A 21,969-nucleotide genomic window follows, 5' to 3' on the forward strand; every position below is an offset into this window, starting at 1 on the left:
GTTTGTTGCGTGTATAACCGGTGCCCGGCGGATTATTGCGCCACCGCGTTGGGGAGGTCCTGGGCTCCACCGAACCGGCGATCCCGGTCGGCGTACAGTTCGACCGCGTGCCACAAATCCTCGCGCGTGAAGTCCGGCCACAGGGTGTTCAGGAACACCATCTCGGCGTACGCGCTCTGCCACAGCATGAAGTTGCTGGTGCGCTGCTCCCCCGAGCTGCGTACGAACAGGTCAACGTCGGGCAGGTCCGGCACGTAGAGGTGTTTGCCGACGGTCTTCTCGCTGATGCGCGCCGGGCTCAACCGCCCGGCCGCGACCTCCTCGGCGATGGAGCGCACCGCATCCGCCAGCTCGACCCTGCCGCCGTAGTTCACGCACATCGTCAGGGTGAGCACACTGTTGCGCCCGGTGAGCCGCTCGGCAAACTGCAGCTCCTTGATCACCGAGCCCCACAGCCGCGGCTTCCTGCCAGCCCAGCGGATGCGCACGCCCCAGTCGTTGAGCTGGTCGCGGCGGCGGTGCAGCACGTCGCGGTTGAAGCCCATGAGGAAACGCACCTCGTCCGGCGAGCGGCGCCAGTTCTCGGTCGAGAACGCGTAGACGCTCAGGTGCTTGATGCCGAGCTGGAGAGCTCCGGCCACGACGTCGAGCAGCGAGGCCTCGCCGGCGCGGTGCCCCTCGATCCGCGTCAACCCGCGGGCGTTCGCCCAACGGCCGTTGCCGTCCATGACGAGTGCGACGTGATTCGGGACGGCGGATGCCGGGAGCTTCGGCGGGTAGAGACCGGTCCAGTCGACGGGGCGGAAGGGCTCGGAGTCCTTGTGGGTCTTGGGTGCCGGGGTCACTCAGATCTCCGATCGACGTGCTGCAGTGAGCGCAGCCCGCGCTCGAGGTGGAACTGGGTGTATGCGGCAATGATGCCACTCGCCTGGCTGCGAGCGCGTTCCGGTGTGGCGTCGGCGAGAGCCCAGTCACCGCTGAGCAGCGCACCGAGCAGCGCGATCGTCTCGCTGTCCAGTCGCGGCGCACCGGGCGGGGCGACCGAGTCTGCGACGACACCGCCGAGCTGGACCACGAACGCCGTGTGCGGTCCGGGCGCACCGGTGACGGCGCAATCGTGGAAGCTCGGCGCCCAGCCGGCGATCGACAACGCCCGCAGCAGGTAGGAGTCGAGGGTGAGCGAGGGTCCGTGCTCGTGCCGCGCGAGCGACCGCAGCGCGCCGACGAGCAGCAGGTACTGCTGCAGCGAACCGCCGTCATCCGTCACCTTGTCGGCGGTCTCCACCATCGCACTCGCCGCGGTGTAGCTCGCGTAGTCCGAGGTGATGACCGCCCCGTACGACGCGAGCGTCTCGGCCTGCGTGATGATGTCGAGGCTGCGTCCCTCGTACAGCTGCACATCGGCGACCATGAACGGCTCGAGACGCGCACCGAACTTCGACGCGGTGCGCCGCACGCCCTTCGCGACGGCACGGATCTTGCCGTGCTGTCTGCTCAGCATGGTCACGATGCGGTCGGCTTCGCCCAGCTTGTGGGTGCGCAGCACGACTGCTTCGTCTCGGTAGAGGGGCATCAGTCAATTATCTTCCCCGATGTGCCGCAAGCGCGCAGGCAGGCGACGCACGGCAGCAGAATAGGGGCATGAACGACACGATCCTCGTCACCGGCGGCACCGGCGGTCTGGGCCGCCCCACCGTCTCGCACCTGCGCGCCGCGGGGGGCGACATCCGGGTGCTTAGTCGCAAGCCGGGCGATGGCCGAGTCGTTGCCAACCTGCAGACGGGCGAGGGGGTGACGGATGCGCTCGAGGGCGTGCACACCGTGCTGCACCTGGCAACCAACCGGTGGAACGACGCCAAGCAGACCGGTCAGCTGATCGCGGCCGCGCAGCGAGCGGGCGCCCAGCACGTGGTGTACATCTCCATCGTCGGGATCGAGGAGATCCCCTACCGCTACTACGCTTCCAAGCTGGAGTGCGAACGGCTGATCGAGGACTCCGGTCTTCCGTTCACGATCCTGCGGGCGACCCAGTTCCACGACTTCGTCGCTTCGTTCTTCACCGCGCAGCGGCGCCTGCCCGTGCTGTTCGTGCCCGACCTGCCGGTGCAGCCGATCGCAACGCACGAGGTTGCGGCCAGGCTGAGCGAGCTGACGCGGTCGGCTCCGTCCGGGCGCGTGCCGGACATCGGCGGCCCGGAACACGCGTCGGTGCGCTCATTGGCCGAACAGTGGCAGGCCGCGCACGGCACCCGCAAGCGCACGCCTCGCCTTGCCATCGGGGGCAAGACCGTCGCTGCGTTCCGTGCTGGGCACCACATGACCCAACTGCCCGGCTACGGCACAGAGACGTTCGCCGAGTATGCGGCTCGCGAGGCAACATCCGGGAGCCACCGGGCATGACCGCCGCGTTTGTCATCCCGCTTTGGGCCGAACTCGTCGCGATCGCCATCGGCGCGGTGCAGGGATCCATGTTCGCGGCCCAGTTTCGCGACCGCAGGCTGGATCTGCTTGGTATCACGATCATCGGCATCGCAAGCGGGTATGGCGGCGGCCTTCTTCGCGACATCCTGCTGAACGTGTCCCCCGCAGCCCTGCAGAGTAATTGGTACCTGCCGGTCGCCGCGGCCGCGGCGATGCTGGGGATGCTGCTGGAGCGGGTGTTCTCGCGACTCAGCAAGGCGATCACAGCTCTCGACGCGCTGACAATCGGGGTGTTCGGCGCGATCGGAACAACCAAGGCGCTGTCGCTCGGCTTCGACGTGATCCCCGCGGTTTTCGTCGGTGTGCTCGCCGCCGTCGGCGGGTCGATCCTACGCGACATGCTGCTCAATCTGCCGATCGCGCTTATGCACGTGGGTTCCCTCTACGCCGCCGCGGCGGTCATTGGCACGGTGACCCTCGTCGCCTTGCAGTCGCTGGGGGTCGACGTCTTCATCGCGGCGATCGTGTGCGTCGTCGTGACCTTCGGGGTTCGGATTCTCGCGGTGTTGTTCCACTGGAAACTGCCGGAGCAGCGCGCCATCTCCCGCTTGCCGAGGGTGACACGGCGGCCGAAGGGCCGCCCCTGACTCGTGTCAGACGGATGCCAGCTGCGTGGTCCCTGACTGGCTGCGCACCGCGCGGTTGACCGCGGACACCACGGCCTTGAGCGACGCCGTCGAGATGTCGGTGTCGATTCCGACACCCCACAGCCGTTTGTCCCCGACCTGGCATTCGACGTAGGCGGCGGCCTGAGCGTCGCCGCCGGCGCCGAGCGCGTGTTCGACGTAGTCGTACACCTTCACCTCAACGCCCTGCTCGGCGAGCACATGCAAGAACGCGTCCAGCGGACCGTTCCCGGTGCCGCCGACCTGCACAACGTCGTCGCCGACACGCAGCGCGGCGGTAAGGGACACCTCGCCGCTCATGTCGCTGGAGATCCCGGTGCGGCGCAGTTCGAATCGGCCCCACTTCTCCCCCGGCACTTCTGACGGCAGGTACTCGTCGGAGAAGATGTCCCAGATCTCCTCGCTCGAGACCTCTCCGCCCTCGGCATCCGTCTTCGCCTGCACCACCGAGCTGAACTCGATCTGCAGCTTGCGCGGCAGGTCGAGCGCGTGGTCGGTCTTCAGCAGGTACGCGACGCCACCCTTGCCGGACTGGGAGTTGACCCGGATGACCGCCTCATAGCTGCGGCCAAGGTCGCGCGGGTCGACCGGCAGGTAGGGCACCGCCCACTCGAGTTCGGAGACGGGCTTGCCCTCGGCCTGGGCGCGGGCATCCATGGCCTCGAAGCCCTTCTTGATGGCGTCCTGGTGCGAGCCGCTGAAAGCGGTGTAGACCAGGTCGCCGGCCCACGGGCTGCGCTCTGGCACCGGCAGCTGGTTGCAGTGCTCGACGACGCGCTTGATCTCATCCAGGTCGCTGAAGTCGATCTGCGGGTCGACGCCCTGGGTGAACATGTTGATGCCCAGCGCGACCAGGTCAACGTTGCCGGTGCGCTCACCGTTGCCGAACAGGCACCCCTCGATGCGGTCCCCGCCGGCCAGGTAGCCCAGCTCGGCCGCGGCGACGGCCGTGCCGCGGTCGTTGTGCGGGTGCAGGCTCAGGATGACGTTCTCGCGGTGGTTCAGGTTGCGCGACATCCACTCGATCGAGTCGGCGTACACGTTCGGTGTCGCCATCTCGACCGTCGCAGGCAGGTTGATGATGACCTTGCGCTCCGGGGTGGGCTCGAACACCTCGAGCACCTGGTTGCACACGTCGAGGGCGAATTCCAACTCGGTGCCGGTGTAGCTCTCCGGGGAGTACTCGTAGTAGATCTCGGTGCCCGGCGCGAGCGCCTCGGCCGCCTTGCACATGCGGGCGCCCTCGAGCGCGAGGTCGATAACGCCCTGCTTGTCGGTGCGGAACACGACGTCGCGCTGCACGATGCTGGTCGAGTTGTACAGGTGCACGATGGCCTGCTTCGCCCCGCGGATCGACTCGTAGGTGCGGTCGATCAGGTGCTTGCGTGCTTGCGTCAGCACCTGGATGGTCACGTCATCCGGGATCAGGTCCTCGTCGATGAGCGAGCGCACGAAGTCGAAGTCGGTCTGGCTCGCGGACGGGAACCCGACCTCGATCTCCTTGTAGCCCATCCGCACGAGCAGGTCGAACATGACGCGCTTGCGTTCCGGGCTCATCGGGTCGATCAGCGCCTGGTTGCCGTCACGCAGGTCCACCGCGCACCAGCGTGGCGCCTGGGTGATCTTCGCGTCGGGCCAGGTGCGGTCCGGCAGGTCGACCGCGAAGGTCTCGTGATAGGGGCGGTAACGGTGTACCGGCATCCCGGATGGCTGTTGTGTGTTCTTCATGGTTCTCGTACCTTCTGGTCGTCTGCTTCAGCCAATGACGGACTCCGCGACGAGTGAGGCCTGGAAGTTAGGACTCGTCGCGGCAGCTAAGGAGAAGCAGACCGAACACGCCTTCAAGACTAACACCGCGCACACCGGGCGATCGCCGCGAGGTGACGAGCGAAAAGCGGAAAACGTTGGGTACCGGCGACCGGCAGGCCCAACTCATACTTTCTTCATGACCACAGCACACCTCTCTCGATTCGTCACGACGGCGGCCGTCCTCAGCGTCGGGCTGCTCCTCGGCGGTTGCGCCGCCTCTCCCGGTTCCAGCCCGATGCCGGCCCCGGCCGACGAACCGATTCCCGCATCCGGGGAGGTGGTCGGACAGGGAACCGTGCTGCAGGTCGGCGATGCGGCCCCCCAGTTCTGCCTGGGCGGCGTCATGGAGTCGTACCCGCCCCAGTGCTCCGGTCCGGAACTGATCGGCTGGGACTGGGAGGCCGTGGACGGAGCCGAGACCTCTGGCGACGTGACCTGGGGCAGCTACGCCGTGCAAGGAACCTGGGACGGTACCAGCCTCACCGTGACCGCTCCCCCGATCATGCTCGCACTGTACGACCCGATCCGGGTCGACAACCCGTACCAGGATCCCGCCAACAAGGGGGCGACCTCAGAGGACGAGCTGCTGCGCATCCAGACGGAGCTCCACGAATCGGCACCGTTCGACGTGCTCACCTCATGGACAGAGAACGGGTATCTGTTCGCAACCGTCACCTACGACGACGGCGACATCCAGGCGTACCTCGATGAGGAATACGGTAAAGACGTCGTGATCGCCCAGTCTGCCCTGCGGGGTCTCGCCGACTGATCCGCCTAAGTCACCCGACGAACTCGTCGACGCGCCCCAGCACGTCGGCGAGTTCGCCGCGTGTGGCGACCGCAAGCTTGCGGAAGCACCGCGACAGGTGGAACTCGACCGTCTTCATGGTCACGAACAAGCGTGCGGCGATGTCCCGGTTGGTGAGACCCTGCGCCGCCAGCGACGCGACACGGAACTCCGCGGGCGTGAGCGAGGACACCCGCAGCTCGACCTCGGTCGGGATGGCGGGCCGCCCGATCGCGGCAAGGGACGCGCGCACGCGCTTCTCGGTCGGCGCCATGCCCTGCGCTTGCGCGTAGACCAGCACTTCGCCGAGCAGGCCGGCCGCCTCGTCCCTGGCGTCCCTGGCGACCAGCAGCTCGGCCAGGAAGTCGATCAGCTGCGCCCGCTCGAGCGGTCGCGTCGGGTTCAGCCAGTCGAGCGCGTCGCGCACGATCCGCTCCGCTTCAGCCGCGTCGTCGACGGTCCGCGCGAGCCGTAACGCCGCGGCCGCACGGACTCCGCCGGACGCGGCGACAGTCAGGTCGAACTCCTCACGGGCAACCGCCTCGGCTGCGGCCCGATCGCCCATCGCGAGCAGCGCTTCGGCGGCCGCGCCGCGCCATCCGGCCGAGAGCGGCTCCCCTCCGACCGGCACCAACGATCCGGCACGCCTGGCCAGTTCGAGCCCGCGCTGCGGTTGCCCGTAGGCGGTCCAGTAGTGCGCCTTGCCGACCAGCTTCACCGCTTCGAACAGGCTGCTCGGACTCTCATACTCCCCGCCCAGCGCAAGCTCGCCGGCAGCCTCGAGGTCGCCGACCAGCAGCTGGCAGCGAATGAGGAAGAATTCCGCCGCCTCGCGGTAGAGGGTCCAGCCGAGTTCGACCGCCTTGACGGCCGTCATCAGGTCGGCGACAGCGTTGCGCACGTCGCCCGCGGACAGGTACATCGCGCCGCGGCTGTACAACGCGGTTGCCTCGCCGAGCACCTGGCCGTCTCGGCGAGCATCCTGGATCACGCCGGTGAGCACGTCGACCCCTTCGCCGAAGCGCTCGGTGAAGTTGAGTGCACCGCTCAGCATGTAAGTGGTCGGGTCGTTGGCGCTGCCCTGACTGTCGCGGCTCCAGCCGTCGTACGCGCGTTTCGAGAGCAGCTCCGCGTGAGCGCCAGGGTCGCCCGCCATGGTGACCGCGACGGCCACCGCGGCCAGCAGCGAGCTGTCCTCGTCGGTGTCGAGCGCGGGGTCCTGCCCGACGACATCCGCGATCACCGGCAGGTCGAGAGCCGATGGGTTCATCGTCTGATTGAGCTGTGCCGCGAGGAGGCGCGCGATGATCGAACGGTACAGCGGCTGGTCTGTTGTGAGTTCGGTGGCCGCGTCGGTGTAGGACGCCTCAGCATCCGCGTGCCTGCCGGATGCGACGAGCGAGTCGCCGATGCCGGTGAGCAGCCGGGCACGGTGGTCGGGGTCGACAACGCTTCGCAGCGCCTCGCGCCAGCGACGCTCCGCCCGTTCCCTGTCGCCGATCGCGAGCTGCGCCCTCCCGGCGAGCTCCAGCAAAGCGGTACGGCCCGGATCGTCGACGCGGGATTCCTGGAGCGCGCGTTCCAGCCAGGCCGCCGCCTCGCGGGTGGACCCGGCGGCGAGTGCGGCTTTGGCGGCCTGCTCGAGCACTCGAACCTTCCACGGGTCGCGGCCGAGGAGCCCGTGCATCAGGTTCGCTGCGACAACGGTGTCGGGCAGGCCGAGCTCGGCCAGCACCCGCGCGGCACGGTCGTGCAGCTCGGCCCTGCTGATGGAGGACATCGAGCCGAGGATCGCCTCCTCCACGAGCGGGTGGCTGATCATCAGCGGCTCGATCTGGTCCGCCTTGACGATGCCCTCTGCTACGAGGTCGCCGACGACGCCATCCAGTGTCTCGCGATCGACCTCGGACACCGACACCACCGCGAGGATGGTGGCGATCGGCCCGAGTACCGCGATGGAGCCGGCGACCGCCTTGTGCAGCACACCCAGACGGTCGAGGCGCGACGTCACCGACTCGGTGATCCGGATGCTCGCGCGCAGGTCTCCGCCGGACGCTGCCGCCTCGACCGCGTAGAACGGGACGCCGCCGCTCAATTCGTGGATGCGAGCGGCGTCGAGCGATGGATCGGCGATGAGCCCGGCGACCCCGTCGATGCTGAGCGGTCCAAGCGTGACCGCTTCCGCTGATGCGAGCAGGCCGCTCACGACCTGAGAGCGTGTGGAGTCGGCGATCTCGCGCACACCGAACATCACCGCCACGGCGTCGCCGTTCAGTTGCGGGACGGCCACCCCGAGTACCGCAGCGGAGGCGTCGTCGATCCACTGCAGGTCGTCGAGCACGAGCAGCAGCGGGCGCTCCTCGGCCAGCCTGGCCGCGACCCATTGGACCGAGTAGGCCAGCGCGGCGCTGTCGGCATTGTGGGGGTCACCGATCAGGAGCTCCCGCAGCGCATTCCCCGGGCCGTCGAAAGGCGCGTAGCCGGCCGCGGTGTCCTGCGCGAGCGCCCTGAACCACTGGTGCAGCACCCCGTAGGGGACCTCGACCCCGAACGGGGTGCACACAGCCTTCAGCACGGTCCAGTCGGTGAGCTCGGATGCGACGGCGCCGATGAGGGTGGTCTTGCCGATGCCGGGTTGTCCAACGACCGCGATCATCCGGGACCCGGACTGCCGGGCAGCCGCGAGGCTGCGCCGCAGCATGTCGAGCTCCCGCTCGCGTTCGACGATCCGCATGCCCCCCCTGCTTCACCTGTCGTGGTTCCCCCCGCATCATAGGGGCAGGGCCACCGAGGTGGCCACTGTCCGAGTCGCCCACTCCTGCCCCATAACAGGGCGCGAACAGGGGCGGGAGTGGGCAACTCGGCGGTGCGGGTCGAGCCAGGGCCCTCCTCAGTCGGTCGCGAGGGCGGCGACCGGCGTCACGCGCAGCGCACTGCGCGCCGGCCCGACGGAAGCGGCAAGCGTGATCACCGCTGCCGCCAGCGCGACGCTGACCGGAACGAGCCACGGGATAGCCGGCGGCACGATCGCCTGCCCTGCGGTGCTGCCCAGCAGAGATTGCGCGCCGACCCAGCCGTAGAAGACCCCGAGAGCGGTGCCAACGAGCACCGCTGCGGCCGTGTACTGCGCTGCTTCCGCGGCGACCATCAACCGCACCTGGCCGCGAGTGAACCCAAGTGCGCGGAGCAGGCCCAACTCACGCCGACGCTGGTGCACCGAAAGCGACAGGGTGCCCGCGATGCCGACCGCGGCGATGAGAGCCGAGAAGCCGATCAGTGCTGAGAACACCACGACGGTCACCGTCAGGATGTCGTCCCATCCGTCCGCTCCGCCGTGCAGTTCCACCGAGCGGGTCACTAGGTCGACGTAGGACCGCATCGCGACCGCGAACATCACGACGAGCGTGACGCCGATTACCAGTCCGATGGTCGTGCGCGCGCTGCGCTCCGGGTACCGAACCGCATTGGCTGCGGCGAGCCGCGCAAAGGGCGCCCGCCCGAGCATCCGACCCAGCAGACGGAGCACGGGCGGCATGACGCGGTCGGCGCCGAGGATGATTCCGGTGAACGACACCATTCCGCCGACCAACCCGACGAGGACGCCGAGCGGCGTGACCAAGCCGCTGAGGACCGCGAGCACGAGCAGTGCGAAACCGACGATCACGAGGGTGAGAGCGGTCGCGTTGCGGCCGCGGCGGCCGGCGCGCTCATCGCTCTCGACGGCTGCGCCGAGCGCCTCGAGGGGCGTCACTCGCAGCACGCGCCGGGAACCGATCCACGATGAGAGCCAGGTCGTCAGCGTGACGATCAGGATCGGCAGCATGAGCACCGGCTCGAACCAGGCATAGTCGAGCTCGGGTATGAGCGAACTCGCGATGGCAATGCGCACGCCGCCCATCGCGATGAGCGTGCCTGCCGCAGCGCCGATGAGTGACCCGATGACGCCGACCACCAGCCCCTCACGTGCGACCACTTGCCGCTGTGCTGATGCGCTCGAGCCGAGCAGCCTCAGCAGGGCGATGGTCCGCGTGCGCCCGGCGATGATCGTCGAGAACGAGTTGGTGGTGACGATCGCCCCGACGAACACGGCGATCGCCAGGAACACGAAGGCGACTATCGACAGCACCGCTTGGAGCGTCTCAGATTCGGCGATGTCGTGTCCTCGCACCATGGCGGTGAGCGCGCCGATGACCTGCAGCAGCAGAACCCCGAATGCCGAGCTCAGGGCAGCGACGAGGACGCTCGAACCGTGGTCGCTCAGGTTCCCGTGCTTCACGCTGCACGCTCCATGGTGAGCATCTTGCGCGAGATCTCGTCGGCGGATGCTGCCTCGATGTCGTCGATGATGCGCCCGTCCGCGACGAACAGGATGCGGTCGGCGTGACTCGCGGCGATCGGGTCATGGGTGACCATGACGATGCTCTGCTGGTGGTCCCGTGCTGCTGCGGCAAGCAGTTCGAGCACCTCGCGGCCGGTGCGCGTGTCGAGGTTGCCGGTCGGTTCGTCGGCGAAGACGACATCCGGCCGTGTGGCAAGAGCACGTGCGATGGCGACGCGCTGCTGCTGACCGCCGGACAGTTCGTGGGGACGGTGGGTGAGCCGGTCGGCCAGCCCGAGGGATGCGATCAGCTCGTCGACCCACTCCCGTTCGCTGCCGCTGGGGTTGCGCCCGTCGAGTTCGAACGGCAGGTGCACGTTTCCGCCGACCGTCAGCGTCGGCACCAGATTGAAGGACTGGAAGACGAAACCGACGCGGCGACGGCGCAGTGTCGTCAGCTCCCTGTCGTTCAGCGCGCTGATCTCGGTGTCGCCCAGCCACACCGATCCGGTGGTGGGGGCGTCCAGCCCGGCCATGATGTGCATGAGCGTCGACTTGCCGGAGCCGCTCGGCCCCATAACCGCGGTGAACTCGCTCTCTCGGATGCCGACCGAGACGTCGTCGAGTGCCCTGACTGTGCTGCTGCCGCTGCCATAGGACTTGCTCAGCTGCGATACGCGGGCGACCAGGCCCGCCTCTGTGTGATTGAATGCCATGCCCTCAACGCTAGGAAGCTGGTGAGTGCACGAGCATCCGTCTGCCGAGGGCATCCGCTACATCGTTCGGATGATCCTCAGTCGAACTGCTTGTCGATGGCCCTGACGACCGGCCAGGCGCCGTCCTCTGAGTTGGACAGCACTGCGACGTCGACACCGGCTGCCGGGTAGTGGCGCACGATGCCGCTCGCCCCAGCGTTGATGCCGTCCTTGTAGTACGAGCGCACCGTGCCGTCCTCGGCCAGGTCGAACTCCAGGCCGAAGCCGTACTTGGTGTCCTCGTCATGCACGACCTGGGGGCTCAGGAACTCCTCCGTCAACTCGCCGCCGAGCAGCCGCCCGGAACGCACCGCGGTCAGGAAGGTCAGCAGGTCGGCGGCGGTGACGAACGCCCCACCGTCGGGTGATCCGATCGGCGGGTAGGAGTAGATGTTCTGCACCCACCTGCCGTCATCCTTCTTGTCCCAGCCTTCCGCGACCCTGGGTGCGGCGTCGCGGCGGTCGAAGAAGCCCGAGTCATGCATGCCTGCTGCCGCGAAGACATCCCGGGTGACGACGTCGCGGTAGGTCTCGCCGGTCACCGCCTCGAGCGCGAGGCCAAGCAGCACGTACCCGACGTTGCAGTAGCGGCACTGCACGCCGGGTGCAGCGAGAGGCTCCTTGTAGGCGAACTGGGGCAGGAAGTCGCGCGTCTCGATGATCGAGTAGTTCGGCTTGTCCTTGAACAGGGCCTCATAGCTCTCGCCGGCTTCCTCGTCGGCGTCATCGGCGATGCCTGAGGTGTGGGTCAGCAGGTGCAGCAATCGCACGTCGCGGCTGATGGTGGTGGACTCCAGGTCGACATAGTCATGGATCGAGGCCTCGAGGTCGAGCCGTCCTGCCTCGACCTGTTGGAGCACCGCGATCGAGGTGAAGAGCTTGGTGATCGACGCGCTGTCGAAGCGGATGTCCGGGGCGTTGGGCACGTCCCAGTGCCGGGAGGCCAGCCCCGCGGCGCGCTCGTAGAGCACCTCGGAATCGCGGGCGATCAGCACGACCCCGGAGAACTCGGTTTCGGCGATGGCGTCGTTTACGGCGTCGAACTGCATCGGACGAGCCTATCGGCCGCTACTGGTCGGCTCTGTGCTCGTTCAGCCGGTGCTCGAAGGCGTACACGACGAGTTGGACCCGATCACGCAACGAGAGCTTGCCGAGGATGCGACTCACGTGCGTCTTCACGGTTGCCTCGCTCAGGTACTCGCTCTGGGCGATCTCCGCGTTGCTGAGGCCGCGGGCGGCGAGGCCGAAGATCTCTCGCTCACGGCTTGTGAGGCTGCGGAACTCCGCCGGCGCCGGCTTCGGCGCTTTCCTGCCAACGTGCTCGAAGAGCGCGCGCGTCGCGGAGGCGGCAACCACCGCGGTTCCCGCGTGCACCGTGCGGATGGCGGCGAGCAGGAACTCTGGCTCCGCGTCCTTCAGCAGGAAGCCGCTCGCGCCGGCCCGGATGGCGCGGGCAGCGGCCTCGTCCAGGTCGAAGGTGGTGAGCACGATGATCCTGGGAGCCGTGGCACCGCTCTCCTCGCCGGCCAGCACGATCCGGCGGGTCGCCTCGATGCCATCGAGAACAGGCATCCGCACGTCCATCAGGATCACGTCCGGCCGCAGCTCGTCGGAGAGCTGGATCGCGCCCTGGCCGTCCCCGGCTTCGCCGACGAACTCCAGGTCCGGTTGCGATGCCACCAGCATCCGGATGCCGGCGCGAAACAGTGCCTGGTCGTCGACGAGCGCGACCCGGATGGGCGCGCTCACGCGGTCACCGGCTCGAACACCGATGGCAAACCGGCGCGCACGACCCAGCGTCCTGCCTCAGGACCCGCGTCGAACCATCCGCCTGCCAGCTCGGCGCGCTCCCGCATGCCCGCGATGCCGTGCCCGATGCCCTGCGGGTGCTCCGGCGTCAGGATGGCGCTCGAGACCCGGATGCCGAGTTCGTCAGCCCAGTCGAGTCGCACGTCGACCTGCTTCGCCACGTCGCCGTGTCGCAGCGCGTTGGTGAGCGCCTCCTGCACGATCCGGTAGGCGGCCAGCTGCTGGCTGGTGCCCACCGCGACCGGTTCACCCACCTGCTCGAACCGGATCGGCAGTCCGGATGCGCGCAGCTGGTCGAGCAGTCGGTCCAGGTCGGCGAGCACCGGCTGCGGCGATTCGCCCTGATTGTGCCGCAGCTGGGCGAGCAGCACGCGCACGTCAGCAAGGGCCTCCCGCGCGGTCGTGGAGATGGCCTCGAGCGCGGTGCCCACCGCACCCGGGTCGGCGTCCTTCGCGTACCTGGCGCCGTCGGCCTGCGCGATCACGACCGCGAGCGAGTGCGCGACGACGTCGTGCATGTCGCGCGCGATGCGGGTGCGCTCGTGTTCGCGCGCGGCCTCCCGCTCTGCGTCGAGTCGCTGGCGCTCTGCGATGATGCGCGCCCGCCCGGCTTCCCGCGAGGCGCGCCAGGTGCGCGCGAGGAGGCCGAACGTCCAGCTCAGCACGAAGACCGCGAGGAAGGACAGGAACGTGATGAGCATCGTCAGCGTTATCGCCGGCAGCTGCGCGAGGATCGAGACCGATCCGAGGTCCGGCGCATAACCGGCGTCGAGTGGAAGGTAGATCGCGATGATCAGCGCGCCGACTCCGCTGGAGACGAGACCCGCCCACTTGGTGATCCGATCGCCGTAGGACGCCGTCGCGTACAGGACGGGCAAGATGGCGAGGTTCGAGGGGTCGGGTCCGATGTCGGCGAAAACCTGCACGAGCGAGGTGAGCCACGCGATGCCGAGAGCGATCGGCGGGCTGATGCGCCGGAGCCCGAGTGCGGCGCTCATGCCGATGCCGGCGACAGGTGAGGTCCCAAGACTGGGGCTCAAAGCGGACACGTAGAGCACCAGCAGCAGGCACAGCGTCGCGACAACGATGTCGAACACCAACTGGGCTGGCTTCAGCGTGCGGATCATGGCTTCAACGGTAGATGCTCGCCGCGCGCCGACGGCTCCAGTTGAGCCTCCCGGCGGCCGGAATCATCCTTCCGATGTACGTCCGGCCGGGGTCTCGACCGGCTCAACCACCGGGGTTTCAGAAACCCAGCCGACCCAGCTGCTTCGCGTCGCGCTGCCAGTCCTTCGCGACTTTGACCCGAATGCTCAGGTACACCGGTGAGCCGACGAGCGGTTCGATCTGGCCGCGCGCACGCGCGCCCACCTCACTCAGGCGGGAGCCCCTATGCCCGATGATGATGCCCTTCTGGCTGTCCCGCTCCACCCACAGGTTCGCGTACACCTCGACGAGGTCCTTGTCCTCGCGTTCCACGATGTCATCGACGGTCACCGCGATCGAGTGCGGCAGTTCGTCCTCGACACCCTCAAGGGCGGCCTCCCGCACCAGCTCGGCGATGCGTGCCTCGAGCGTCTCCTCGGTGATGGTCTCAGCCGGATACAGCGGCTCCGACTCCGGCATGAGCGCGACGAGCTCGGCAGCGAGCGTGTCGAGCTGGATGCCGGTGGTCGCCGACACCGGAATGATCGTCGCCCAGTCCCGCAGCTCACTCACGGCGAGCAGCTGCTGGGCAACCTGGGCCTTGGACGCCGAGTCGACCTTGGTCACGAGCGCAACCTTCTTCGCCTTCGGGAACTGGTCGAGCTGCTCGTTGATGAACCGGTCCCCCGGTCCGAGCTTCTCGTTCGCTGGGACGCAGAAGCAGATCACGTCGACGTCGCCGAGGGTCTCCTGCACGATGTCGTTGAGTCGCTCGCCGAGCAGCGTGCGCGGCCGGTGCATGCCGGGCGTGTCGACGAGAATAAGCTGCCCGTCCTCCCGGTGCACGATGCCGCGGATCGCCCGGCGGGTGGTCTGCGGCTTGCTGCTGGTGATCGCGACCTTCTCACCGACGAGCGCGTTGGTGAGCGTCGACTTGCCCACGTTGGGCCTGCCGACGAAGGTCACGAATCCGGCGCGATAGGTCAACGGTGCTCCCTGGGGTTCGATTGGCCGTTCTGATGGTTCGAGTTGTCATCTGATCCGAACGCGTCGTCGGCGTCGATGAGCGCCTGGTCGCGCTCTACCAGCACCGTGGTGACCCGCTTGCGGCGGCCCTCGGTGCGCTCCGCGGTGAGGATGATCCCGGAGTGGGTCGCTGACGACCCGGCGAGCGGCAACCGGCCGAGCGCCTTGGTCAGCAGTCCGCCGACCGAGTCGACGTCGTCGTCGTCCAGGTGGATCCCGAACAGCTCTCCCAGCTCGTCCACCGGCAGCCGGGCGCTCACCCGGTACCGGCCATCACCCAGGTCGACCACCTCGACGACCTCACGGTCGTATTCGTCGGAGATGTCGCCGACGAGTTCCTCGATCAGGTCCTCCATCGTGACCAGGCCGGCGATGCCGCCGTACTCGTCGACGACCATCGCGAGGTGGTTCGACTCGAGCTGCATCTGTCGCAGCGAATCGTCGGCCTTCTGCGACTCGGGCACGAACAGCGTCGGACGCGCCAGCTCGGCCACCGTCATGCCCTCCGCGTCGAGCGGCTTCTCATAGCTCAACCGGGCGACATCTCGCAGGTAGAGCACGCCGATGACGTCGTCGATGTGCTCGCCGATCACCGGCATCCGGGACACTCCGCGGCTGAGGAACAGTCCCATCGCGGTGCCGATGTCGGCGCCGCCATCAATGGTGACCATGTCGGTGCGCGGGATCATCACCTCGCGCACCACGGTGTCGCTGAATTCGAAGATCGAGTGGATCAGCTCGCGGTCGTCCTCCTCGAGCACGTCGAGTTCTGTGGCCTCGTCGACCATGCTCAGCAGCTGTTCCTCGGATGCGAAGCTCGAGGTGCGCGGGCGGCCGGGGGTAACCCGGTCGCCGATCCGCACGAGCGCGGCCGCGATCGGGCCGAGGACCACCCGGAAGGCGTGCACCAGCCACGCGCTCTGCCGCATCACGGTGCGCGCGTGCACCCGGCCGACGGCGCGCGGGCTGGACCCGACGAGCACGAACGACACGATGGTCATGCCAAGCGCAGCCAGCAGCAGCGCAAGCCACAGGTCTTCGACCGTGTAGGCGAGCGCCAGGGTCACGAGCACCGCCGCGGTGGACTCGGTCACGACGCGCATGAAGTTGACCGCGTTGACGTGAGCGCCGACATCGGAGGCGATCGCGAGCAGCGACTTGCGCGCGCGCGAGCGCACCGCGAGGTCCTGCAAGTCGGTGCGCGACAGCACGCTCATCGCGGAGTCGGCTGCGGCGAGGAGTCCGCCGAGCGCCACCAGGAGGACCGCAATGGTGACGAAGACGGGGATCATCGGCGTGTCCCTACGATCGTCGTTCCTGCATCGTGAACCCGATCAGGATGTCCCGCTGGATGCCGAACATCTCCCGTTCCTCGTCCGGTTCCGCGTGGTCGAAACCCAGCAGGTGCAGCAGGCCGTGGCAGGTGAGCATGACGAGTTCGTCGAGCGTGCTGTGGCCGGCCGTCTTCGCCTGGACCTCAGCGACCTGCGGGCACAGCACGATGTCGCCGAGCAGCCCCGGTGGCGTCAGCTCTTCATCACTGCCAGGGCGCAGCTCGTCCATCGGGAAGCTGAGCACGTCGGTGGGGCCGGGCTCGTCCATCCATTGCACGTGCAGCTGTTCCATGGCCGCCTCATCGACGAGCACGATGCCGAGGTCGGCATCCGGATGCACGTGCAGCTGCTCCAGGGTGTACCCGGCGAGCCGCTGCAGCGCAGCCTCGTCGACCGGGATCGCCGACTCGTTGTTGACCTCTATCGACATCAGCGCTTCCTCTTGTGGTCCTGGGGCATCCGGGCCCGTCGTTCGGCTCGGTTGGCGCCCTCGACGGCGCCGTGCTGCTCGAAGCGCTGCAGTTGCCGCTCCGCGTCGTACTTGGTGTACGCATCCACGATGCGACCGACGAGGCTGTGCCGCACCACGTCGTCGCTCGTCAACCGCGCGAAGTGGATGTCGTCGATCTCGGAGAGCACGCGCGTCACCAGCTGCAGCCCGCTAGCCCCGGTGGGCAGGTCGATCTGGGTGATGTCGCCGGTGACCACCATCTTCGAGCCGAAGCCCAGCCGGGTGAGGAACATCTTCATCTGCTCCGGCGTGGTGTTCTGCGCTTCGTCGAGCACGATGAAGGAGTCGTTCAGGGTGCGCCCGCGCATGTAGGCCAGCGGCGCAACCTCGACGGTGCCTGTGGCGAGGAGTCGGGGCACGACCTCCGGGTCCATCATCTCGTTGAGCGCGTCGTACAGCGGCCGCAGGTACGGGTCGATCTTGTCGTTGAGGGTGCCGGGGAGGAATCCCAACCGCTCCCCCGCCTCGACGGCGGGACGGGTCAGGATGATCCGGTTGACCTCCTTGCGCTGCAGCGCCTGCACCGCTTTCGCCATCGCGAGGTAGGTCTTGCCCGTGCCGGCCGGTCCGATTCCGAACACGATGGTGTTCTCGTCGATGGCGTCGACGTAGTTCTTCTGGCCGAGCGTCTTCGGCCGGATGCTTCGGCCGCGGCTGGTGAGGATGGCCTGGCTGAGCACTTCGGCCGGGCTGACCCTGGGGTCCTCCTTGAGCATGCGCGCGGACGTGTTCACTTCCGGCTCGCCGAAGTCCTGGTCGTTGCGCACCATTTGGATGAGCTCCTCCACGAGCCGCTTCGCCCCTGCGACCTGCCCCGCATCACCGTCGAGGGAGATCTCGTTGCCTCTCACCGCAACCCGCACGAGCGGGAACTGACCCTCAACGGTCTTGAGGAGCCGGTCCTGGGGACCCAGCAGCCGGACCATCGCAATGCCATCGACGCGGAGCTCTTCGTGAGCCACCGCATCCGGTTGGTCGCTATTGGCCAAGGGTTCCTTCCTCCAGTTCGCCGCACAGCACATGGGCGTGGACATGGAAAATCGTCTGACCGGTCGACTCGCCCTCATTGAACACGAGACGGAAGTCCCCGTTCGATTTGTCGCTGGCCAGCGATTTCGCCGTCGCCACGATGCGCGCGAGCAACGCGGGGTCGCCCGCCGCGAGCTCGCTCACGTTCGCGAACTCCTCCGTCTTGGGCACCACCAGCATGTGGACCGGCGCCTTCGGGGCGATGTCGTTGAATGCGATGAGCGTTTCATCCTCGTAGACGATGTCCGCGGGGATCTCACGCGCGATGATCTTCGTGAACACGCTTCGCTCATCGGTTTCCGGCATGCGCACCATCGTAACGGGTGCCGCTCACCAGCGGCCGAGTCGCGAGTTGACCACTGCGAGCGCCGCCGGGCCCGCGGTGCTCGTCCGCAGCACGGTCGTGCCGAGCTTGTACTCGGTCGCGCCCGCGGCGACGAAGCGCTCGCGTTCGGCCGGGGCGATGCCACCCTCCGGCCCGACGATGAGCAGGATGTCGCGCCCGTCGGTGGGGAGCCCGGTCAAAGGAAGCTCGGCGAGCGGCTCGAGCACCACCGTCTGCAGGTCGGCGGCCAGAGCGACCAGCTTGGCGGTGTTCACCAGCGGCAGCAGTCGCGGCAGCCGGGCCCGCATCGACTGCTTGCCTGCCTCGCGGAGAATCGCCGCCCACCGGTCGTGGTGCTTCTGCAGCTTCGGTCCCTCCCAGCGCACGATGGAGCGCGCGGCGGCCCACGGAATGACCGCATCCACCCCGAGCTCTGTGGCCGCCTGGATCGCCAGCTCGTCCCTGTCGCCCTTCGCGAGCGCTTGCGCGAGCCACACGGCTGGCCGCGATTCCGGCTCGGTCCGAACCGCTTCGACCCGGATGCTGAACTCGGCAGGTTCCGCGTTCGTCACCGTGCCGCTGACGACCAGGCCCGCACCGTTCCCGACGGTTGTCGTCTCGCCGACCCGAAGCCGACCGACGGTGACCGCGTGCCGTGCCTCGGATCCGCTGACCGTGACCTCACTGCCGACTGCCGTCCCGGTGAGATCGTCGCTCAGGTAGAAGTGCGCCACGGCTCTTAGTCACAGGTTCAGGAAGCGGTCCCGCAGCTTCTGGAACAGTCCCTGCTGGAACACGCTGAGGGTAGGGGGCACACTCTTGCGGCTCTTCGCGAACTCGTTCATGAGTCGCAGCTGAGTCGTGTCGAGCTTGGTCGGGGTGATCACCTGAACGCCGATCTTGAGGTCGCCGCGTCCGGTTCCGCGCAGGTGGGTGATTCCGCGTTCCTTGACCGTGATGACCTCTGCGCTCTGCGTGCCCGGCTTTACCTCGACGGTGATGGGCCCATCGAGGCCCTTCAGCGTCGCGGTGGTGCCGAGGATCGCATCCGTCATCTGCACCTCGAGCGTGGCGAGCAGGTCGTCGCCGTTCCTGCTGAAGATGTCGTGGTGCTTGACCTTGATCTCGAGGTAGAGGTCGCCGTTGGGCCCACCGGCCGGTCCGGCTTCACCCTGACCGGGCAGCTGAAGGCGCAGGCCGGTGTCCACACCAGCTGGCACGTCGACCTTGATCTTGCGGCGCGCGCGCACACGCCCCTGGCCCTGACAGGTCGGGCAGGGGTTCGGGATGACCGTGCCGTAGCCGCGGCAGGTGCCGCACGGGCTCGACGTCATCACGTTGCCGAGGAGGCTGCGCACCGAGCGCTGGATGGATCCGGTGCCGCCGCAGATGTCGCAGGTCACCGGCTTGGTGCCGGGCGCGCAGCAGGAGCCGTTGCAGGTCTCGCACATCACCGCGGTGTCGACCTCGAGTTCGCGCGCGATGCCGAAGACGACATCCTTCAGGTCGACCTCAACGCGCAGCAGCGCATCCTGCCCGCGCTCACGGCGTGAGCGAGGCCCTGACGCGCGCGGGCCGGCGCCGAAGAACGCGTCGAAGACGTCGCCGAAGCCGCCGAAGCCCGCAGCGCCGAAGCCGCCGGTGCCGCCGAGGTCGTACTGCTCGCGCTGCTTCGGGTCGGAGAGGACGTCGTAGGCGTGCGTCACCTGCTTGAACTTCTCCGCCGCGTCAGCCCCCGGGTTCACATCCGGATGCAACTCGCGAGCGAGGCGTCGGTACGCCTTCTTGATCTCTTCCGGGGTCGCGGTGCGCTCGACGCCCAGCACTTCGTAATGGTCAGCCAAATGAAATTCCTTGAGATTGTGCCCGGGTGCTCAGTTCTCACCGAGCAGGCGGGACAGGTAACGCGCGACCGCGCGAACGGCCGCCATATTGTTCGGATAGTCCATGCGGGTGGGACCCAGCACACCGAGTCGCGCCAGTTCGCCGCCGGATGTCGAGTAGTTGCTCGTGAGCACACTCGTCTCACTCAAGCCGAACTGCGCGTTCTCGCTTCCGATGCTCGATGATAACCCGCTGCTGTCTGGCTCCATCTCAGCGAACAGCCTGAGCAGGGTGACCTGCTCCTCGATCGCCTCGAGCACCGGGTAGATGCTGCCGGTGAAGTCGTCGGCGGTGAGCGCGAGGTTCGCGGCCCCGGCCATCACCAGCTTCTCGCCACGGCCCGCAGCGACCTGCTCGAGAAGGCTCTCGACGACCTGTCCGACGAGCAGCCTGCGATCCTGCGGGAACTGGTCGGCGAACTCGGCCAGCGCCGCCGCTGCTTCGGGGAGGCTCAAAGCGGCAAGGCTCGCGTTCAGCGCGTTGCGCAGCTCGGTCAGGAAATCGTCGTCAAGCACCGCGTGCAGGTCGATCAGCCGCTGCTCGACACGCCCGGTGTCGGTGATCAGCACCGTCATGACCCTGGTCTCGCTCAACCGGACCAGTTCGATGTGGCGGATGTGCGACCGGCCGAGGGAGGGGTACTGGACGAGCGCCACCTGGTGGGTCAGTTGCGACAGCAGCCGGACCGTCCTGCTCAGCACCTCATCGAGGTCGGTCGCTTCGCCCAGGAAGGTCTCGATCGCCTGGCGTTGCGCCGGGGTGAGCGGACGCAGGTCGGCAAGCTGGTTGACGAAGACGCGGTAGCCCTTGTCCGTCGGGATGCGCCCGGACGAGGTGTGCGGGGCGACGATCAGCTCCTCTTCCTCGAGGAGCGCCATATCGTTCCGGATGGTGGCAGCGGACACTCCGAACGAGTACCGGTCGACGATCGACTTCGACCCGACCGGCTCCCGGCTCGCAACATAGTCCTGCACGATGGCCCGCAGGACGGCGAGGCTGCGATCGGAAACCATGACCCGTCGACCTCCTCATTGGCACTCTGCTAACCCGACTGCCAATTGTACCGCGACACGCCGGATAATGAGCGTTGCACGCGCACCGACGGGGGCACTAGCTTATGGGAGGACCCGCGCGGCCCTTCCCATGTGGGGCGCAAAACCGCCGGTCACGCAACGTTTCTGGCCAACCCGGTCAGGCATGTTCGAAGAAAGGCAGTGTCAATGACTGATTCAACCTCTCAGCCCGAGACTCCCCAGCCGGCGGCCCAGCCCGCAGCACCCGCTGCACCGTTGACGGCGGCCGAGGACAAGCAGTGGGCGTCGTTCGCTCACTTCGGTGGAATCCTGAGCTTCATCCCCGCCCTCATCATCTTCCTGGTCTTCAAGGACCGCGGAACCCTGACCCGTCAGGAGAGCAAGGAAGCCCTCAACTGGCAGATCACCTGGATCGCGGTCTCGATCATCCTGAGCATCCTGATCAGCATCATCAGTGGTGTCATCTGGGCGAGCGTGGGCTTCGGCGGTATCGGTGGCGCGCTTGCGATCACCGGACTGCTGAGCTTCATCGGCTGGCTGCCCTACCTGATCAACGTCGTCTTCTCGATCATGGGCGGCATCAAGGTCAACGGCGGCGGCAGCTACCGCTACCCCTTCGCGATCCGTCTGATCAAGTAGTCGCAGCGTAAATGTAGGGCCGGGGAGTTGCTCCCCGGCCTTTCATTGTTGAGGGCGACTGCTTTAATGGGGTCATGTCTGACACCACGCCTCCTCCCCCGCCGCAGAACCCCTACCAGGCGCAGCAGCCGCTCAACCCGAGCGATGAGAAGCTCTGGTCAACGCTGATTCACATCGGCGGCATCTTCTTCAGCTTCATCCCGGCTCTCATCGGCTACATCGTGCTGAAGGACCGCGGTCCGTTCGTGCGCCAGCACACAGCGACGGCCCTCAACTTCCAGATCACGATGGCGATCGCCTACGTCGTCGGCACCATCACGATCATCATCGTTGTCGGCATCCTGATCCTCATCGCGGTCTGGATCGTCACCATCATCTTCTCGATCATGGCCGCCGTGGCTGCGAACAAGGGCGAGTACTACAGCTACCCGCTCGCCATCAAGTTCGTGAAGTGAG

At 67.5% G+C, this 21,969-nt stretch carries 22 protein-coding genes; 5 read left to right on the forward strand and 17 right to left on the reverse strand.

The window, feature by feature from the left end:
- Positions 1-32: 32 nt before the first annotated feature.
- Positions 33-845, reverse strand: a complete 813-nt coding sequence (locus tag HGK58_RS10325) for an isoprenyl transferase (protein ID WP_168627488.1) — start codon at positions 843-845, stop codon at positions 33-35.
- The gene (gene recO / locus HGK58_RS10330; protein ID WP_168627489.1) at positions 842-1,573 is read right to left on the reverse strand and encodes a DNA repair protein RecO; all 732 of its coding nucleotides are present in this window, start codon (positions 1,571-1,573) and stop codon (positions 842-844) included. Before recO ends, HGK58_RS10325 begins: the two co-directional genes overlap by 4 nt.
- 68 nt (positions 1,574-1,641) lie before the next feature.
- Between recO and HGK58_RS10335 the strand changes: the two genes are divergently transcribed.
- Positions 1,642-2,400 (forward strand): NAD(P)H-binding protein, encoded by a 759-nt coding sequence (locus HGK58_RS10335; RefSeq protein ID WP_168627490.1) that lies wholly within the window; start codon positions 1,642-1,644, stop codon positions 2,398-2,400.
- A complete protein-coding gene (locus tag HGK58_RS10340) occupies positions 2,397-3,068 on the forward strand; it encodes a TRIC cation channel family protein (protein WP_168627491.1) in 672 nt (223 codons plus the stop codon). The genes HGK58_RS10335 and HGK58_RS10340 overlap by 4 nt, the downstream gene beginning before the upstream one ends.
- A gap of 6 nt (positions 3,069-3,074) precedes the next feature.
- Here HGK58_RS10340 and leuA read toward each other — a convergent pair whose 3' ends face one another.
- Entirely contained in the window at positions 3,075-4,835 is a 1,761-nt protein-coding gene (gene leuA / locus HGK58_RS10345; RefSeq protein ID WP_168627492.1) for a 2-isopropylmalate synthase, read from the reverse strand.
- Positions 4,836-5,052: 217 nt separating this feature from the next.
- Here leuA and HGK58_RS10350 point away from each other — a divergent pair, with 217 nt between their 5' ends.
- A complete protein-coding gene (locus HGK58_RS10350) occupies positions 5,053-5,685 on the forward strand; it encodes a hypothetical protein (RefSeq protein ID WP_168627493.1) in 633 nt (210 codons plus the stop codon).
- A 10-nt stretch (positions 5,686-5,695) separates the two neighbouring features.
- Here HGK58_RS10350 and HGK58_RS10355 read toward each other — a convergent pair whose 3' ends face one another.
- The 14 genes from HGK58_RS10355 to hrcA form a co-directional block, all read right to left on the reverse strand.
- A complete protein-coding gene (locus HGK58_RS10355; RefSeq protein WP_168627494.1) occupies positions 5,696-8,437 on the reverse strand; it encodes a LuxR family transcriptional regulator in 2,742 nt (913 codons plus the stop codon).
- Positions 8,438-8,593: 156 nt separating this feature from the next.
- On the reverse strand, positions 8,594-9,979 hold the full coding sequence (locus HGK58_RS10360; protein WP_349236196.1) for an FtsX-like permease family protein: 1,386 nt from the start codon (positions 9,977-9,979) through the stop codon (positions 8,594-8,596).
- Positions 9,976-10,737: an ABC transporter ATP-binding protein gene (locus HGK58_RS10365; protein ID WP_168627495.1), complete on the reverse strand. Its 762-nt coding sequence runs from the start codon at positions 10,735-10,737 to the stop codon at positions 9,976-9,978. The genes HGK58_RS10360 and HGK58_RS10365 overlap by 4 nt, the downstream gene beginning before the upstream one ends.
- A 77-nt stretch (positions 10,738-10,814) precedes the next feature.
- Positions 10,815-11,825 carry a serine hydrolase domain-containing protein gene (locus HGK58_RS10370; protein ID WP_168627496.1) on the reverse strand — a complete coding sequence of 337 codons (1,011 nt, stop codon included), beginning with the start codon at positions 11,823-11,825 and terminating at the stop codon, positions 10,815-10,817.
- A 19-nt stretch (positions 11,826-11,844) separates the two neighbouring features.
- Positions 11,845-12,525, reverse strand: a complete 681-nt coding sequence (locus tag HGK58_RS10375) for a response regulator transcription factor (protein WP_349236197.1) — start codon at positions 12,523-12,525, stop codon at positions 11,845-11,847.
- Positions 12,522-13,712, reverse strand: a complete 1,191-nt coding sequence (locus HGK58_RS10380; RefSeq protein ID WP_168627497.1) for a histidine kinase — start codon at positions 13,710-13,712, stop codon at positions 12,522-12,524. Before HGK58_RS10380 ends, HGK58_RS10375 begins: the two co-directional genes overlap by 4 nt.
- Before the next feature lie 118 nt (positions 13,713-13,830).
- Entirely contained in the window at positions 13,831-14,718 is an 888-nt protein-coding gene (gene era, locus HGK58_RS10385) for a GTPase Era (protein WP_168627498.1), read from the reverse strand.
- A complete protein-coding gene (locus HGK58_RS10390) occupies positions 14,715-16,049 on the reverse strand; it encodes a hemolysin family protein (protein ID WP_168627499.1) in 1,335 nt (444 codons plus the stop codon). The genes era and HGK58_RS10390 overlap by 4 nt, the downstream gene beginning before the upstream one ends.
- Positions 16,050-16,059: 10 nt before the next feature.
- Positions 16,060-16,521, reverse strand: coding sequence for an rRNA maturation RNase YbeY (gene ybeY / locus HGK58_RS10395; protein WP_168627500.1), 462 nt, complete (start codon positions 16,519-16,521; stop codon positions 16,060-16,062).
- A complete protein-coding gene (locus HGK58_RS10400) occupies positions 16,521-17,591 on the reverse strand; it encodes a PhoH family protein (RefSeq protein ID WP_168627501.1) in 1,071 nt (356 codons plus the stop codon). Before HGK58_RS10400 ends, ybeY begins: the two co-directional genes overlap by 1 nt.
- Positions 17,581-17,937, reverse strand: a complete 357-nt coding sequence (locus tag HGK58_RS10405) for a histidine triad nucleotide-binding protein (protein WP_168627502.1) — start codon at positions 17,935-17,937, stop codon at positions 17,581-17,583. Before HGK58_RS10405 ends, HGK58_RS10400 begins: the two co-directional genes overlap by 11 nt.
- Before the next feature lie 24 nt (positions 17,938-17,961).
- Complete coding sequence (locus HGK58_RS10410) at positions 17,962-18,690, reverse strand: 16S rRNA (uracil(1498)-N(3))-methyltransferase (RefSeq protein ID WP_168627503.1); 729 nt, start codon at positions 18,688-18,690, stop codon at positions 17,962-17,964.
- Between the two features lie 9 nt (positions 18,691-18,699).
- A complete protein-coding gene (gene dnaJ / locus HGK58_RS10415) occupies positions 18,700-19,800 on the reverse strand; it encodes a molecular chaperone DnaJ (RefSeq protein ID WP_168627504.1) in 1,101 nt (366 codons plus the stop codon).
- 30 nt (positions 19,801-19,830) lie between these two features.
- On the reverse strand, positions 19,831-20,853 hold the full coding sequence (gene hrcA, locus HGK58_RS10420) for a heat-inducible transcriptional repressor HrcA (protein ID WP_168627505.1): 1,023 nt from the start codon (positions 20,851-20,853) through the stop codon (positions 19,831-19,833).
- Positions 20,854-21,060: 207 nt separating this feature from the next.
- Here hrcA and HGK58_RS10425 point away from each other — a divergent pair, with 207 nt between their 5' ends.
- Both HGK58_RS10425 and HGK58_RS10430 read left to right on the forward strand, forming a co-directional pair.
- Positions 21,061-21,513: a DUF4870 domain-containing protein gene (locus HGK58_RS10425; protein WP_168627506.1), complete on the forward strand. Its 453-nt coding sequence runs from the start codon at positions 21,061-21,063 to the stop codon at positions 21,511-21,513.
- Between the two features lie 74 nt (positions 21,514-21,587).
- Entirely contained in the window at positions 21,588-21,968 is a 381-nt protein-coding gene (locus tag HGK58_RS10430) for a DUF4870 domain-containing protein (RefSeq protein ID WP_168627507.1), read from the forward strand.
- Position 21,969 lies beyond the last annotated feature (1 nt).

Origin of the sequence: Cryobacterium sp. BB307 (genome assembly GCF_012274275.1) — a bacterium.
Classification (GTDB): domain Bacteria; phylum Actinomycetota; class Actinomycetes; order Actinomycetales; family Microbacteriaceae; genus Terrimesophilobacter.

What these genes read in the sequence shown, in the direction of transcription:
- recO (WP_168627489.1), bottom strand. Translation starts at nt 1,573, where the DNA reads ATGCCCCTCTACCGAGACGAAGCAGTCGTGCTGCGCACCCACAAGCTG.
- HGK58_RS10335 (WP_168627490.1), top strand. Translation starts at nt 1,642, where the DNA reads ATGAACGACACGATCCTCGTCACCGGCGGCACCGGCGGTCTGGGCCGC.
- HGK58_RS10340 (WP_168627491.1), top strand. Translation starts at nt 2,397, where the DNA reads ATGACCGCCGCGTTTGTCATCCCGCTTTGGGCCGAACTCGTCGCGATC.
- leuA (WP_168627492.1), bottom strand. Translation starts at nt 4,835, where the DNA reads ATGAAGAACACACAACAGCCATCCGGGATGCCGGTACACCGTTACCGC.
- HGK58_RS10350 (WP_168627493.1), top strand. Translation starts at nt 5,053, where the DNA reads ATGACCACAGCACACCTCTCTCGATTCGTCACGACGGCGGCCGTCCTC.
- HGK58_RS10355 (WP_168627494.1), bottom strand. Translation starts at nt 8,437, where the DNA reads ATGCGGATCGTCGAACGCGAGCGGGAGCTCGACATGCTGCGGCGCAGC.
- HGK58_RS10365 (WP_168627495.1), bottom strand. Translation starts at nt 10,737, where the DNA reads ATGGCATTCAATCACACAGAGGCGGGCCTGGTCGCCCGCGTATCGCAG.
- HGK58_RS10370 (WP_168627496.1), bottom strand. Translation starts at nt 11,825, where the DNA reads ATGCAGTTCGACGCCGTAAACGACGCCATCGCCGAAACCGAGTTCTCC.
- HGK58_RS10380 (WP_168627497.1), bottom strand. Translation starts at nt 13,712, where the DNA reads ATGATCCGCACGCTGAAGCCAGCCCAGTTGGTGTTCGACATCGTTGTC.
- HGK58_RS10390 (WP_168627499.1), bottom strand. Translation starts at nt 16,049, where the DNA reads ATGATCCCCGTCTTCGTCACCATTGCGGTCCTCCTGGTGGCGCTCGGC.
- ybeY (WP_168627500.1), bottom strand. Translation starts at nt 16,521, where the DNA reads ATGTCGATAGAGGTCAACAACGAGTCGGCGATCCCGGTCGACGAGGCT.
- HGK58_RS10405 (WP_168627502.1), bottom strand. Translation starts at nt 17,937, where the DNA reads ATGCCGGAAACCGATGAGCGAAGCGTGTTCACGAAGATCATCGCGCGT.
- hrcA (WP_168627505.1), bottom strand. Translation starts at nt 20,853, where the DNA reads ATGGTTTCCGATCGCAGCCTCGCCGTCCTGCGGGCCATCGTGCAGGAC.
- HGK58_RS10425 (WP_168627506.1), top strand. Translation starts at nt 21,061, where the DNA reads ATGACTGATTCAACCTCTCAGCCCGAGACTCCCCAGCCGGCGGCCCAG.
- HGK58_RS10430 (WP_168627507.1), top strand. Translation starts at nt 21,588, where the DNA reads ATGTCTGACACCACGCCTCCTCCCCCGCCGCAGAACCCCTACCAGGCG.